Raw genomic sequence first — 15,819 nt, forward strand, 5'->3', positions numbered from 1 at the left:
TGGGATATAGGTAGTGAGACACCTTCTTTAATGCTCCACCTTTAACGGTAGTGGGACACCATCTTTATCTGATAAGAGTATAACATATATTCATAGTAATATCAAATAAGTAAATTTCCTAATGCCTACTCTTTTATCACTTATATTATACCCTATTTCTTTCATAAATCACTCCTTTCTTCATTCCTATAACCGTATTCAATTTTTTATAATCAATTTACTTATAATATTTACCTATAGTATTTTTTATTTCTTCTTCAATTTCTTTTAAAAAATTCTCTTTATTTTCCTTACCCTTTGCTATATCACTTAATCTCATTTCCCATTTTGCTGTTGTCTTTGGAGATTTAAACTCATCTATAACTATAGTAACTAGGTTTAATCCCTTCCTAGTTGATATTAGGTTTTTCTTTTCTCTTTTTATATAACCTTTGTATATCAAATTTTCTATTATTCCCGCTCTTGTAGCAGGAGTACCAAGTCCTTTTCTTTCAATTTCAACATCCTTAACTAATTCATCATTTCCAGCTATTTCCATTGCTTTTAAGAGTGTGTCTTCAGTGAAGTGTTTAGGTGGATTTGTATACTTCTCTTTTATATCTTTATTTTCAATATATAAAAAATCTCCTATTTTTACATCAGGAAGTTGTATATCTTCTTTCTTCTTTGATGTATATTCTTCTAAATATTTTGTAAACCCTTCTTCTGCAATTATTTTATAAGTGTTTATAAATTCAAACCCGTCAAATTCAGCCACTATCTTTGTTGTATTTTCTACAAGTGGATATCCAAAACTTGCATAGAGTTTATTTGTTATAAGTCTATATACTTTGGCTTCGCTTTCCGGGAGATTTGAAATATCCTTATTTAATGAACTTATCGTTGGAATTATTGCATGATGATCTGTAACTTTCTCAGAATTAAAAACTACCTTAATTCTTTCTGTGTCAAAATCATTTTTTCCTATAATATTATTTACAGTGCTTTCTATCATGTCTACTGTCAAATATCTTGAATCTGTTCGTGGATAGGTAATATACTTCTTTTCATACAGGCTTTGGGCATAATCTAGGGTTTGTTTTGCACTGTATCCAAAATACTTATTACATTCTCTTTGAAGTGTTGTTAGGTCAAAGGGCAGATTAGGCTTTGTAATCTTTTCTTTTTTAATTACATCGGTTATTTCAATTTTTTCTCCGATTAAATTTTTAAGCTGCTCTGCCACTATCTTGTCATCAATTCTATCTGTCGAAAGTGTAAATCCATTCATGGAAATCTCCACTGTATAATATTTTTCTTTTTTAAAACTATTTATCTCATCATCTCTATTCACAATCATTGATAAAGTTGGTGTTTGTACTCTGCCTACACTATAATTTTCATTATATAGACAGGAGTAAAGTCTACTTATGTTCATTCCAACAAGCCAATCAGCTATGGCACGAGCCTTAGCTGAATCAAAAAGATTATCATAATTACTTCCATCTTTTAAGTTGCTAAATCCTTCTTTTATGGAAGAGTCTTCCATTGAGGAAATCCAAAGACGTTTCATTTTCTTCTTACAATTTGCCATCATATATACAAGTCTAAAGATAGCTTCTCCTTCTCTACCAGCATCACAAGCATTAATAATGGTGTCAACTTCATTACTATTCATTAGTCTTTTAAGAATATTAAACTGTTTTTTAGTTGTCTTCGTTACCTCATACTTGTATTCTTTTGGGATAATAGGTAAATCTTCAATTCTCCACTTCTTATATCTTTCATCATACACATCAGGATTTGCCATTTGTACTAAATGCCCAACACACCATGAAACAATGTATCCATTCCCCTCATAATATCCATTATTTCTATTTTTTGCTCCTATAACTTTTGCTATTGATGCTGCAACACTTGGTTTTTCTGCGATTACTAATTTCATTTTTCCTCCTTTAATTTTTTAATAAAAAAATGAGAGATTAAATTTTCAATCCCTCATCTTTTTATAGCTCTACCGATTTTTTATTTTTTCTATAATATTTATTCCATTATCTATTACATCTTCAAACTTTATGTCTCTAGCATAAAGATTTTTCTTCGAATAAGAATTCCATCCGTATAAAAAAGCTTGATCCGTTTTTAGCATTCTCATTAAACTTATGATTTTATCTATATCAAATTCTTAATTATACAATCAATCATTTCAACTTAGCTTTACTTATATATTAAGTTTGTGCTGTCGTTTTGTTCATCGTTTTTTATTAAAGTTCCAGAATTCTAATTGTACTTTTCTATCGTATGTTTATAAATTTACACGATAATTAATTTTATTGTTGTCCTTAATCTACTGCTTAAATCATTGAGAAGATTAAAATTCATCTTCATCTGGAATAATTTCTGTATCTTCCTTATCTTCAAGATCATAATCCTCCCCTTCAGATTCATAATCATCTTCTAATTCATTATAATCTTGCTCATCTTCAAAACTTGCTTCTTCATTTTTTTTATAGATTTTGAAGTAATATCCTGCACCCATTACACCAACAATAATTAAACCCATAAATAAATAAAGTCCTATCCCTGATTTCTTTTCTTCTTTCTCCTCTTTCTTCGGTTTTTCCTCCACCGGTTCTTCTTTTTTCACTACTTCTTCTTTTGGCTTTACTTCACTTTCTCCTTCAATCATATTTAGTAGATCTTGTTCTCCAACTTCTGTTAGTAATTGTACATTTTCTTGATTTTCCGAATGATCTACAATGAGGTGCATAGTTTTTCCACTCTTTGTTTGAAAGGTTAAAAATTGTCTAACATCTATTGGATTTTCCTTTTTTTCATCTCTTGATGTTTGATCTTCTACTTTCGGTGTAATATCCTGTCCATTTTTATCTACATTTTCTATAACTGTTCCTCTTGCCTTATTTTCTTTTGTAGCTAATGGATTAATTGCTTTAGTATTGCCACCTTTAACAAGTTTAGATGGCTTTTCTTTTTTATCTACTTGCTCATTTTTTATGTTATTTTCTTGTATTTTCGGCACTTCCTGATAAGGAATTTTTTGACTCTCATTAGATGGTTCATATACATCTTCATCAAATAAGCTTTCTAATTCTTTACTTTTTTCTGGCAAATAAATATCATTTGACTGATTTTTTATTTCATTTTCATTGCTCTTAGCTATGGATATGCTTGGCATACTGAATAGTAAAAGGAGTAGCACTAAGGCTACCCCTAATCTTTTTTTCTTCATAATTCTCTCCTTTTCTTACTTTATATTCTTGAAGACATAAACTGCCTTTCTGCTATTATCCCATTCTATACTTTGATCTTTTTCATCTCTTATATCCCCACAGCTTGCATTAAAAGCTTTAGCTATATTGGAAATAGATGCGTGAATTCTTCCATTTATAATTACAGGTTTAGTGTCAGAATGATAAATGTTTCCTTGACTATCTTTCATAACACCAGTATCTATATTTAATCTTAGAGTTTTTTTAGGTAAGGCTGTATTTTCTTTATTTGAAAAGATAGCCTCTCTCTTACTATCATCATATTCTACATTAAACCCAAGAGTATAAGCTGCATATCTAACAGGTAGCATAATGCGATTATCCTTAATATATGCTTTTACATCCATATACACAGTAGTTTTCTTTCCATCTTTTATAATGTTATAAAAGTTTTTGTCTACTTGGAAAACTGCAAATTCTTTTTCATCTTTAACTTGTTTTTTGCCTTGTTGGTTTTCTTGCTCTTTCATTTTGTTAAGATCAAATTGATTTAGGATATTCTTGTCATCAGCTTTCAAAAGTTCGTCCAACTTTTTATCTTGAGATTTCTTGTCTTCTTTCTTCTCTTTATTTTCTTTTTGGAGTTTTAGAATTTCATCTAATTTCTTGGATAAGTCTTGGTTTAAATTTTTGTCTTTTTCATCTTTAGCTTGTTTCTCAAGTTCTTCTTTTGCTTTTTTATTTGCTTCCTCGATTAACTTCTTTGCTTCTTCAATTTTCTTATCTAACTCTTCTTTTAGCTTTTTAATTTCTTCTTCAGAAGCTTTTTGTTTTTCTTCTAACCCTTTAATCTTCTCTTCTAATTCTTTTTTTGTATTTTCAGAAGATTCTTTTAAACTATCAATAGCCTTTTGAAGCTCTTCAATTTTCTTACAGCATTCTGACTTAGAATTTTCTGTTTCTTTCTTTTTAGACTCGAGGTCTTTTATCTTAGTATCTTTTTCATCAAGAGCTTTTTCTAAGTCCTTAATTTTATTATCTTTATCCTCAATTTCTTTAGTCTTCTTTGCTAGTTCTCCTTCTAAAGACTCGAGCTTTTCTTGCATTTCTTTGATTTTATTTTCGTTTTTATCGGTCTTTTCTTTCTCAGCTTCTAACTCCCATTTTGTAGATGAATAATCTTCTTTTAGTTTTGCATTTTCATCTTGTAATCTTTTTAGTTCATCTTTAAGCTGAGTAATTTCTGCTATTAGTTCATCATTGTTAGAATTTTTAAGATCCTCAATTTCTTTATTCAATTGAGCAATCTTATTGTCTTTATCTCTAATTTCTTCTTCTAGCCTAGCTTTTTCTTGTTTTAGTTTCTCTCCATTATCTTTGCAAGATTCTAACTTTTCCTTTAACTCATCTATCTTTGATTGATCTTCTTGTTTCTTATCATTTAAGTCTTTGATCTGATTTTCTAAGTCCTTAATGTTTTTAGTTAAATCATCAATCTTATTGTCCTTTTCATCAATATCTTGTCCTGTCAAATCAGTTTGAGTATCAATGGAATATTTATTTGGATTGTATATAGTCATCTTTCCTTGATACATATCATTGTTATAATCAAATTCAAGTTCTACACTATCTACGTTCTTATCAAAGACAAACTCTCCATTTTCAAACCTTAATCCATTAGGAATAGATTTGAATCCTTGATTTCCGTTGAAACCAAAATGATTTTCGTAAAATGGATTTTGTTTTGGTCTATATTCAACATCTTGATTATGGAATACTCCTTTACTGTTAATGTTTGGATTGCCTAAAACTTTTATAGTGTGCAATTTATTTCTTGAAAAAGCGTATTGTTCAATTGTCTTTACAGACTTCGGTATAGTTATTTCTTGAAGGTTATTTCTTTCAAAAGCATTATGTTCAATATTTACCAAAGTATCAGGTAAAGTCACTTCTCTAAGTCCACAATTAAAAAATGCTAAACCACCAAGATAAGTTAGCCTATTTGATAGTTTTACCTCGTCTATACTTGCATCGTAAAAGGCAGCATAGCCTAAATGCTTAACAGAATCAGGAATAATTACTTTATCCCAATGTTTGCCACGTCCAAATTCTCTTTTATATCTAAGTTCATCGTTTAAATGACTTAAAGAATAATTTCCATTTATAGATTTTGTTCCTTCAGGAAATACTAGAACATTTGTCTTTTCTTTCTTTTCTAAGCCCTTATCACTAAAGGCAATTATATTTCCCTCAGAGGAATACATAAAATCATCTTCCGTCCACTCTACCTTATAATCTGTACTTGCATATACAGGACTTACAGCCACTATATTCACTAGACTTACAAGTAGCATTATCACAGCTAAAATTCCACTTGTTATTTTTTTCATAAATTTTCCTCACTTTCATTTGTATCTTTTCTTTTAAGTTCTTGTCTTTCTCTATTTTCTTCTTCCTTATTTTTTCTAACAATAAATAAAAATTCATCAAGAGATATTTTTTGACTTCGAAATTCCTTGATGACCTCTAAATTTTCTATTTCTTCTTGTTCCTCTACTAATAACTGAAGTTCTATTTCAATTTCTTCTTTTTTCTTTCTTAAATTCTTCTGTTTTTCTATGTTTCTGATTAATTTTTTATTCATAGATTTTTACTCCTTCCCCCTTATTTTGGTCTACCAAAGGAATAAAAGTGATTTTTCCAATATCTTGAGTTTATACTGGTATATTGGATAGGATCTCCTGCATGGAGCATCATTCCATTTCCGGCATATATCCCTACGTGAGAAATTGGCGTACCGGAATTATATGTGCCTTTAAAGAAAATAATATCCCCAGGTTTTGCCTCGCTTGGAGATATTGGATTACAATAGTTTTTATAAATAAGCCAAGCTGTAGTTCTTGGCATTCTCTTTACACCAGACTTTGTAAATGACCAACATACAAAACCTGAACAGTCAAAGTTAGATGGTCCACTTGCTCCAAACACATATCTTTTACCTATATGTTTTTCTGCTTCATTAAATAAGGCTTTGGCAGTTTCAGAATCAAAAGCAAGACCGGGATTTCCAAAGTTTGGATTGTCTATAATCTCTCCCAAGTTCCCATAGCTTGATCCAAAATATCCACTCATATTTCCCTGACTATCAAGTAATGCTAAATAATGAGCCATATTTGTTTCATAGTTTGCAAATTCTTCTCTTGCTATTTCATCAATACTTTTCTTTTTTATAGTTAATGTTAGAATTCTATAGGTGTATGGATTTCCTTCACTGTCATATTTTGTAATAGACTTTGAAGTATATTTTTTCTCATACATTTGATTAAATAGCTTTTTTAATTCCTTTTGTATCTCTTCAGCTGACTTAATCTCTCCATATCTTGCTGTTAAATAGCTAAAAAGCTCGTGTAGGTCATGACCAACAGAATCTCCTTTTATATGATATTCATCATAATTTGGATAATTTTCTTTAATACTATCTATTTCATCTTGTAAGGCATATTCATAACTTGTAAATTCATTGTTAATATCCATTAAAACTTCTTCTTTTGATAGATAGCTTGTAGCTATAACATTACTTGTTAATCCTGAAGTAAGACTGCCAACATTGCTAATTCCTTGAAATAGCATAAAAAAAAGTCCTAAAATACAAAGGGCAATTAAAATTTGCTTATATCCTTTGTTTTTTAAAGCTTCCAATGTTTTCTTTCCAATATTAGCGAAAGATTTCTTTACTCTATTTACTAAACCTTCCCCGTGTTTCTTCCTAAAATCTCTCTGAAACTTCTTTTTCATAAAAAATCGATTCAGTTTATTAGAGTTTTGATAAGCTTTAGTCTTCTTCAATTCTTCAAAATTTCTTTGAAATAGAAGTTTACTTTCTTTCTTATAAATTTTTCCTTCTAAAGATTTTATTTTTCTTTGAGTTTTTAAAGGTTTTTTTCTTCTAAAATGGCTAATTTCTCTACCTACAACTTCGGTAGTTCTACTAAGCTTATAAGCAGCGTTAACACCTGCATTATCATCTTTCCCACTATATAGATAGTTTGCCGTCATAGCACTCGCAAAAGTAATAGGTTTTTCTAAACCCGCTTTTTTTGACTTTTTCTTATACTTAATTAACTCTTTTTCTTTTTTATTCTTTTTCTCATATAGTTTTGATATTTTATCTTCCTTTTTATAAAACTTATCTTTTTCACTTTTGTTATCTTTTTTAGAATGGAATTTAGTTTTATTTTTTGTATCTACCTTATTTTCTTCAGATACATTTTTAGAATCCTGTACTTCTTTTTTTGTCCTGGTGTATTCTTTCTTTGGATCAAAGTTGCTTTTCTTTATAGTATTATCAAAAGCGTCTTTTATTTGTCTTTTCTTTCCCTTGTTTTTATTAGAAATTCCACTATGATTTAAATCAAGTTCATCTACTTCAAGATTCTCATTTTTTATTACGTTTTTTTCCTGTTTGAAGATTTCTTTTTTCGTGCCTATTTTTTCTTGATTCTTTTTATTTATATTATATTTATCTTTATTTTTTTCAGATTCACTTTTGAATCCTTCAGATAGGCTATCCTGTCTAAATTTCCCACTAGAAACCTTACCCATTAGCATATCTTTTTCTTCTAAATTTCTAACTTTGCCTTTGAAATATTTGCTATTTTGTTTTTTATTAGTATTCAGGTCTTGAATTATTTTTTTATCTTCTTCATTTGCCTTATATGATAGATATTTTCTTCTAAACTTCCCATTTAAAGATTTTAATTCTACTTTTTCCCCTTTATCCTTAAACTGACTTTGAGATTGATAAAGTTTTTTAAAGGTGTTTTTTTGAAAGCTTTCTTTCCCTTTCTCACCAAGAATAGAATAACCATCCCAATTTTTTCTTTGCACATCAGAAGATGGTAAATACTTATAGTCATCTCTTGTGTCCCTATATGATACATTGCTATCACTAAAGTTCATGTCATAGCGATCTATGACACCATCATTATCTGAGTCCTGCGATAAGGGATCATATGTTGAACTTACCTCTATATTAAAATCCTTATCTTCTTCTTTTCTAAATCTCCTTATTTTTTTCTCTTGCACTCCATTAAAACTTTCACTCTCAACGTTTTTCTTCCATTTTAAATTACTATTCCCCTTGTAATTTTTTTGGGGAGAAGTGCTACTTTTTAAATTAGAGCTAGTTGAATTTGGTCTATCATTAAAATCTTCTTTAAAGTTACTTAGCCTGTATTCTGTTTCTTGCCCGTAATATTCACCATATCTACTTTCCTCATTTTCTTCCATTTTTCTATGCTGCTGTTGCGAATATTCTGGCTGATATTCATTATGATAGGAGGCTTCTGCAAATTTTTCCTCATGGTTTTTTCTTTGTCTTCTTCCTCTATTTGACTTATCTTTTTCGTTGAGTAAATCCTGACTATTTTCTTGCAAATGAGATGAATAATACTTAGAGTTTTCATCATTATTGTCTATGTTATTCCTGCTTTTTACTTTATTAATTTCTTTTTTTGAAAAATCTGATTTTCTCTCTGTACTACTGAATTTTTCATTGCTTTCTTCTTTCTTTTCTGATATAAGTTTGGTCTTTGGTACATCTCTTGGGTTTACTTTCCCTTTCTTTTTCATATATACCTCCTATTTCATATTTTTCTCTATCCTTTCTTTAGCTATTTGACAGTAGTCTTTGTTTATGTCAATTCCAATATATTCTCTGTCCATCCTAATAGCTACCATTCCAACAGTTCCTGAACCCATAAAGGGATCAAGAATTAAGCCTTTTTTAGGACATCCTGCTTTTATACAAAGTTCTACCAGTTTTGGTGGAAATACCGCATAGTGTTTTCCTTTAAACGCACTGGTGTTAATAGTCCAAATATCTCTATTGTTTCTAAACTTAGGGACATTATCTCCTATATATTCTCCATACTCTCTTGCTTCATTTATGCTCTGTCTTTTAGCTCCTGTGCCTTCTTGTAAATACTTATTATCTTTTCCTCTTGCCCTCATATATCTTTTCTTGCTTATTTCTTTTATTGGTTCTTTCATAGCGTCAAAGTTATAGAAATACTTTCTTGCTTTTGATAGTAGGAAGATATGTTCATAAGACCTTGATGGTCTATCCCTACAAGACTCAGGCATGGCATTTTCCTTATGCCAAATAATATCGCTTCTTAAATACCAACCATCCTCTCTTAATTTTAAAGCTAGTTGCCAAGGTATCCCCATTAAGTCTTTTGCCTTGTAGCCACTGAGTTTTTCTGTAATAGACTCTTTTTGACCACTTCTTCCTTCTATGTTTTTAGGATCTTTATATTTTTTTTTGCTTCTTGTACCTGCATAAGAATCTCCAATAACTACCCAAAGTGTTCCTTCTTTTTTTAATACTCTTTTTACTTCTCTAAAGACTTTAATTAATTTATTTAAATATTCCTCCGGACTTTCTTCTCTTCCAATTTGTCCTTCTGCTTTATAATCTCTAAGTCCATAATATGGAGGAGATGTAATACAGCAATCAAATATTTTATCTGGAAATTCCTTTAGAGCAGAAATTGCATCTAAATTAATAATATAGTTAGTTTTTAACTTCTCTCTGTCTATCAATTTCTATCCCTTCCTTTAATTCTTCTGGTTTAGTTGTCATTAACTTATACAATTTTGTATCTTTAGGAAATCTATCTACAAAAGGTACTATTGTGTTTCCATAGAATAGTAATCCCTCTCCCTCATTGGAATTTGTTACGTAGGATAACTGATAAAGAGATATATTTAACTTGTTAGCTAAAATTTCCCTATCACCACTAGCTTGATTAAGCATTAAGATAAAATCTGTATTATCAAATATATTTTCTATTTCGGGACTGGCTAAAAGGTCCTTTACATTTTGTGTTAATCCTGTTGGAATCCCGCCCCATTTTCTAAATCTCTTCCAAATTTCTATGGAATATGAGGCTGTTTGTTCTTCTCTTAAAAGCAAATGGAATTCGTCACAGTAATATCTGGTTTCCTTCTTATTTCTATTAATAGTTACTCTATTCCACACTTGATCTTGAACAATTAACATACCTATTTTTCTAAGTTGCTTTCCTAATTCCTTAATGTCATAACAAAGAATTCTATTTCCTGTATCTACATTAGTCCTATGGTTAAATACATTGAGGCTGCCTTTGACATAAATTTCCATTTCTACCGCTAATTTTTTCCCTACATTTTCTTCTTGTTTTAAAAGTAAATTATATAAATCTTCTAAAATTGGCATATTTTCAGAAATTGGATTGTCGAAGTAATCCTTATATAATATTGGAAGACATCTATCAATTACTGAAGTTTCTTCTGCACTTAACCCTTCCTTTCCTACTACAAGTTCAAACAGTGAAAGAATAAAGTCAGACTTTAAAGATAAGGGATTGTCTTCATCGGCATAGTCTACATTTATATCCAACGGGTTTATATAATCCTTACTTGTTGGCGATATTTTTATAACTTCTCCACCTAGTGCCTTAGTTAAATTTCCATACTCCCCTTCCGGATCACAGATAATGATGTCATCTTGTGTGATTAAAAAAGCATTGGTAATTTCTCTTTTAGCTGAAAAAGATTTACCGCTACCCGGTGTTCCAAGTATTAAACCGTTTGGATTCTTTAAAAGCTTTCTATCTGTCATAATGATATTACGACTTAAAGCATTTAATCCGTAATATAAGCTCTCTCCTTCTAAGCACAACTCTTCTGTTGTAAAAGGAATAAAGACTGCTGTAGAGCTGGTTGTAAGTCCTCTTTTTATTTCTATTTCATTTTTTCCAAGTGGCAGGGAAGAAATTAGTCCTTGTTCCTGTCTATAGTTAAGATTTTTCAATACACAATTATGCCTACCTGCTATTGAATTTAGTTGAAAGATTATATTACTCAATTTCTTTCTACTTTTTTCCATATTTGTAAACAAAATAGTTATGACAAACATTCTCTCATTATGATTTTGAAGTTCTACTAATAGTTTCTTAGCATCATTACCGTAGGTAATTAAATCGCTTGGAAGAATATCAATGTCATATCCTGATCTTATAGCCTTCTTATTTTCTTCAATTTTCATTTTATCCAAGTCTGTTATTTTTCTTTTAATCATCTTTATAGCTTCTGTTTGATCAATGGAATTTATATGAAATGTTACAATCATATTTTCTTCAACTCCTAAAAATTCTGATAATAATCTATCTGATAATTCAGGTGCTAGAATTTGTAGAAAGTTTACTTCTCCAAAGTATTCTCCAATTTTAAATTGATTGTTAGATGAAAAGTTAAATGATGCTGGTACTATATAATCCTTAGTAGATAGTCCACTATATTTTAGGTCTTCAAATGAAAAAACAAAATTCTTATTTGGATTTAAGATATCGTGAATAACCTTTAACCTTTCATATCCACTTAATACATAAGCTTTTACTCCCATCTGCTTAAAGTTATTTAATATATCCATTTCCATTCTTTCAAGTCTTGTAGTTGCCTCTTTTAAATCTTGTGCTTGTAAGCTAAAGGTGATATACATATATTTAGTAAGTCCATTATTTCCTTTTTGACTCTGATTTTTTAGCATTTCCCTGTACTCTTTTCGTATTTCATTATATGAATCGTTTCTATCCGGAACATTGATGTTTTTTTCTACTTCTTCATTTTTTCCTATGCGATTAATATATGAAAGTTCTATATCAACACTTGGATCAAAATAGTTTAAAAAACTTGAAAATTCATTAAATATACTTTCCTTATCTTCTTCTGTTGAAAGCTGGTAGTTAATATCTAAAAAACGTATCATTTTATTAAATTTGTTCTTCTCAACTTGGCAAATCCCATTTCTCAACATTCTTAAATAAGGGATTGTTTCCTGAACACTCTTTTTCTTCTTCCCACCAAAAAAGGAAAGCTTCTTTTTGGGCTTTCCTTTTTCTTTAGAAATATTTGCTTTTTTCATCTTTTTTTGACTTATACTAATGCTTTTTAAATCTTCTTTTTGTTTTTTTAAATTTCTTTTTTCTTGATTTAATTTTTTCTGTTGTTTTTTCTGTATTTGATTCATTTACTCCTATCCTTTCTTTGTTTCTTTATATCATAAATACATTCTGTCTTGTATATCCTTATACTTGTCTGTCTTTTCTTATCTATAATATACTTTAAATATTTTTCAAAATAGATCCCGTCCTTTTCATAAAGAGTTGCAAATATTATAGGAAAAGACACACCTATCATGATTAACATAGATAGGTCATTAGGCAGCACTTTTTTTACCATTAAATATACTGGAAAGCCTATTAGACCTGCAATTGTAAAGCCAATTAATTGTCTTTTTGTTAGATTTAGAGCTACCTTTGTTTTTACTTTTGTTAAGTCCTTTGGGACATTTACATAAGCCATTATTCTAAACCCTCTAAGTAAAAGCCATATATATCTTCTCTGTTCAGATCTTCTAATGATTTTCCCATATTCACTGCTATTTCTAATACTTTTTCATTCGTTTCTTCTCTATTATCTAAAACTTCCGATGTTTTTCTTATAATCATTCTATTTTGTATTTCTCTTGTAATATATCCCCCTATTAAAAGTATTGGGAGTCCTATTGTTCCAAGTGTTTTTAAATTAATTTTTTTGTCCTTTTTTCTTCTAATTTTCATCATCTTCTCCTTTTTTATTAATGAGCATTTAAAATTGATTTTGCAATACTTCCTGATTTCATCATAGTTATCCCAAGTATTAATGTGTATCCTAGTAATTCAAAAATACTTTTGTGTATGTCTGATATATTTAAAGTCTTAACAAGTACGGCATAAATTCCTACGCATATAAGTAAGAATAAACCTTGCAAGCCAAGTGCGAAGAGCCCTCTTATATAGTTTGTTCCAATACTTCCCCATTCTTTATTACCCATTGTGGCAAAAGGTATGGCGCAAACTGAAGTATAAATATATATTTCTATCATCCTGCCGTATAGAATAACTGTAATGAGTATTGATATCCCTTGAATTATCATCTTTACAATTGATGTCTCTAGTACTATAGTCATTAATTTTCCTATTGACTCTCCTTTTAGGCTATCTACCATATTAGCTATATCACCCGGAGAAACTTTTGCACTAGCATTTGCCACACCTGCTGCCTTTCCTATTAAATTCTGTGCCACATCAAATACTGCCATAGAAAAGTCAAAAGCATGAGATACAAGCCATACTGCTATCCACATTTTTATCATATATTTAAAAAAACCAAAGGTATCTGTGTCATGCATATTATTTTTGTTCATTACCATTTGAATTAATTCAATACATAGTACAGCCGTTATGATAAGACCTGCTATGGGAAGTATAACATTTTCTGAAATAGACTTTATGAAGTGGAAAACCTCCGAGTTCCATCCACTCGGAGTCTTTCCTACCTCATTTGCTATCGTTGATACTTTGTCATTTATATCAAGGAGCATTCCGCTTAAATTTTCCTTGATCATATCAATAAGTATCTCCGAAAAAAACTCTTTGATCTTATCTACTATATTAAACATTTTATTTTAACACGTTTGCTAATAGCGGTATTAGTTTTAAACCTATGAGTACAATTCCCCCTCCAGCCATAAGCTGCTTTATGCCTAATTAGAGATTGTAAAATACTTGTAGTGTGTCTGTATTTCCTATGAAATTGTAGTAAATATCAATTGTTTGGGTGATTTCTCCATTCACTACTTCTTTTTCGTGAACATAGATTTTTGAGATGAGTTCGTTTAAGGTTTCTTTATCCAGCTTCTTTATATCCCTATGTTTTTTTATGAGTTCAATCCATTTTTTGACATTAATATCTTCAAGATCTTCTTTAACAATCAATTTTTGATTATCTTCTATTCTTTGATTTAGATAATCTTGTTCGTTTTGTGATTTTTCAAGAATTTTTTGGAAGTTACTTTCACTTATCTTGTTAGCTAGCCAGTCATCATATAATCTTTCAATCTTTTTAGTTAAGTCTTCTACTCTTATCTGATCTTCGTAAATCTTATCCATGATAAATTTTTGTTCTTCTGCATTATCAATTTCTAGTGATCTTTCAAGTGCTTTTATGATTTCTTTTTCATCTTTTAATGCTATTTCTGCATTTTTTCTAATATCTTTAAGCACTATCTCATAAAGAGTATCGTAATAAATTCTATGCTGACTGCATAATGACTTTCCGTATCTTCTATAAGTGTTACAAGTGAGTAACTTTTCTCTTTTTTTCGATTTGTTTCTTCCAAGATTTAAAGATTTTCCACAATCAGGACATTTCACAATGCCTGCAAATATGCTTTCTTCTCCATTTTTAAATGGTCTTCTCCTGCTTTTCAATTTTTCATTCGCTACATTATAAATATCTTCAGAAATTATTGGTTCGTGTGTGTTTTCTACGATTATCCATTCCTCTTTGGGTTTATCGGATAACCAACCTACTTTGAATTTATAATTAACTTTTTGACTAGCAATATGACCAATATAAACTGGGTTTTCAATAATTTCTTTTAGGGTTGTGCAGTCCCACCAATACTCTCCACCATCTACGGTCATTTCTAACTTAGTTTTTTTATTTCTAAGTCCTTTTTTTCTATTCCACCAGGTAGGTGTAGGTATTTTTTCTTCAAAAAGTCTTCTTCTAATTGCTTGTACTCCATAACCACTAAAAGCAAGATCAAAAATTTTTTCAACAATCCATGAAGTTTCATCATCGATTACTAATTTATGTGGATCATCATTGTCTTTCCTATATCCTATTGGTGCAAGACAACCAATAAATTTTCCTTGCCTTGCCCTTGTCATATAGGCAGATTTCATCTTTTTGGAAACATCTCTTGAATAAAACTCGTTTAAAACATTTTTAAAAGGAACTATTTCATTGTTTTCTTGAAAGGTATCTACTCCATCATTTAAAGCTATATATCTGACATTGTTCTTTGGGAAGAAATTTTCTGTATAGTATCCAGTCTGTAAATAGTTTCTTCCAAGCCTTGATAAGTCCTTAGTAATGACTATATCCACTTTTTTATTTTCAATATCTCTAATTAGTCTTTGAAATGATGGTCTATTTGTATTTAATCCAGTATATCCATCATCTATATATACATCATAAATACTCCAACCTTTTGATTTTACATAGTTTTCTAAAAGTTCCTTTTGGTTTTGTATGCTGGCACTCTCTCCTTTCTGCTCATCATCTTTAGATAGTCTGCAATAAATTGCAGCTTTGAATGAAAAGTGATTTGAATTTGTTTGTATCATTTCCTATTCCTCCTTATTTGAGTTTTCGGAAATAACACAACTTTCTCTAAAACTATTTTTATTATAGCACTCTTTTCTATTACTATCAATATTATATTTGCTATACTCAATTTCATTGTCCTTACTTAATTTGCTTGATTTTTTTATTAATCTTAGAAAAGCGTCTGTGTCTGTTCTTCTATTATCATAATTTCTTTTTACAATATATTTTGTTTGTCTTTTTGTCATAGCTTATCCTTTCATGCAATAAAAAAAAAGGCGATTAGATTTTTAATTTTCTAATCACCTTTTACGTGTCATATTTACATTTTTATTATCTCTGGCATACT

General features: G+C 29.7%; 13 protein-coding genes. All 13 read right to left on the reverse strand.

Features of this window, described 5'->3' with window-relative positions:
- Positions 1 to 217: 217 nt before the first annotated feature.
- Positions 218 to 1,924, reverse strand: a complete 1,707-nt coding sequence (locus tag ACU68W_RS02710) for a DNA topoisomerase 3 (RefSeq protein ID WP_019117159.1) — start codon at positions 1,922 to 1,924, stop codon at positions 218 to 220.
- A gap of 426 nt (positions 1,925 to 2,350) precedes the next feature.
- A complete protein-coding gene (locus ACU68W_RS02715; protein WP_019132978.1) occupies positions 2,351 to 3,229 on the reverse strand; it encodes a CD1107 family mobile element protein in 879 nt (292 codons plus the stop codon).
- A gap of 15 nt (positions 3,230 to 3,244) precedes the next feature.
- Complete coding sequence (locus tag ACU68W_RS02720; RefSeq protein WP_116479662.1) at positions 3,245 to 5,599, reverse strand: leucine-rich repeat protein; 2,355 nt, start codon at positions 5,597 to 5,599, stop codon at positions 3,245 to 3,247.
- Positions 5,596 to 5,853 carry a hypothetical protein gene (locus tag ACU68W_RS02725; RefSeq protein WP_004837916.1) on the reverse strand — a complete coding sequence of 86 codons (258 nt, stop codon included), beginning with the start codon at positions 5,851 to 5,853 and terminating at the stop codon, positions 5,596 to 5,598. The genes ACU68W_RS02720 and ACU68W_RS02725 overlap by 4 nt, the downstream gene beginning before the upstream one ends.
- Before the next feature lie 20 nt (positions 5,854 to 5,873).
- On the reverse strand, positions 5,874 to 8,840 hold the full coding sequence (locus ACU68W_RS02730; protein ID WP_019117237.1) for a C40 family peptidase: 2,967 nt from the start codon (positions 8,838 to 8,840) through the stop codon (positions 5,874 to 5,876).
- Between the two features lie 9 nt (positions 8,841 to 8,849).
- Positions 8,850 to 9,815, reverse strand: coding sequence for a DNA-methyltransferase (locus ACU68W_RS02735; protein ID WP_019107261.1), 966 nt, complete (start codon positions 9,813 to 9,815; stop codon positions 8,850 to 8,852).
- Entirely contained in the window at positions 9,787 to 12,282 is a 2,496-nt protein-coding gene (locus tag ACU68W_RS02740; RefSeq protein WP_022620875.1) for a VirB4-like conjugal transfer ATPase, CD1110 family, read from the reverse strand. The genes ACU68W_RS02735 and ACU68W_RS02740 overlap by 29 nt, the downstream gene beginning before the upstream one ends.
- Complete coding sequence (locus ACU68W_RS02745) at positions 12,279 to 12,617, reverse strand: PrgI family protein (RefSeq protein WP_336195740.1); 339 nt, start codon at positions 12,615 to 12,617, stop codon at positions 12,279 to 12,281. Before ACU68W_RS02745 ends, ACU68W_RS02740 begins: the two co-directional genes overlap by 4 nt.
- Complete coding sequence (locus tag ACU68W_RS02750) at positions 12,617 to 12,874, reverse strand: hypothetical protein (RefSeq protein WP_019107263.1); 258 nt, start codon at positions 12,872 to 12,874, stop codon at positions 12,617 to 12,619. The genes ACU68W_RS02745 and ACU68W_RS02750 overlap by 1 nt, the downstream gene beginning before the upstream one ends.
- Before the next feature lie 17 nt (positions 12,875 to 12,891).
- A complete protein-coding gene (locus tag ACU68W_RS02755; RefSeq protein WP_019107264.1) occupies positions 12,892 to 13,755 on the reverse strand; it encodes a VirB6/TrbL-like conjugal transfer protein, CD1112 family in 864 nt (287 codons plus the stop codon).
- A gap of 1 nt (position 13,756) precedes the next feature.
- Positions 13,757 to 13,837: a Maff2 family mobile element protein gene (locus ACU68W_RS02760; RefSeq protein ID WP_202947905.1), complete on the reverse strand. Its 81-nt coding sequence runs from the start codon at positions 13,835 to 13,837 to the stop codon at positions 13,757 to 13,759.
- Positions 13,838 to 13,843: 6 nt separating this feature from the next.
- Entirely contained in the window at positions 13,844 to 15,490 is a 1,647-nt protein-coding gene (locus ACU68W_RS02765; protein ID WP_446756069.1) for a recombinase family protein, read from the reverse strand.
- Between the two features lie 3 nt (positions 15,491 to 15,493).
- Entirely contained in the window at positions 15,494 to 15,718 is a 225-nt protein-coding gene (locus ACU68W_RS02770; RefSeq protein WP_019132817.1) for a hypothetical protein, read from the reverse strand.
- Positions 15,719 to 15,819 lie beyond the last annotated feature (101 nt).

It is taken from the genome of Finegoldia sp. P2-F-LR (assembly GCF_052932265.1).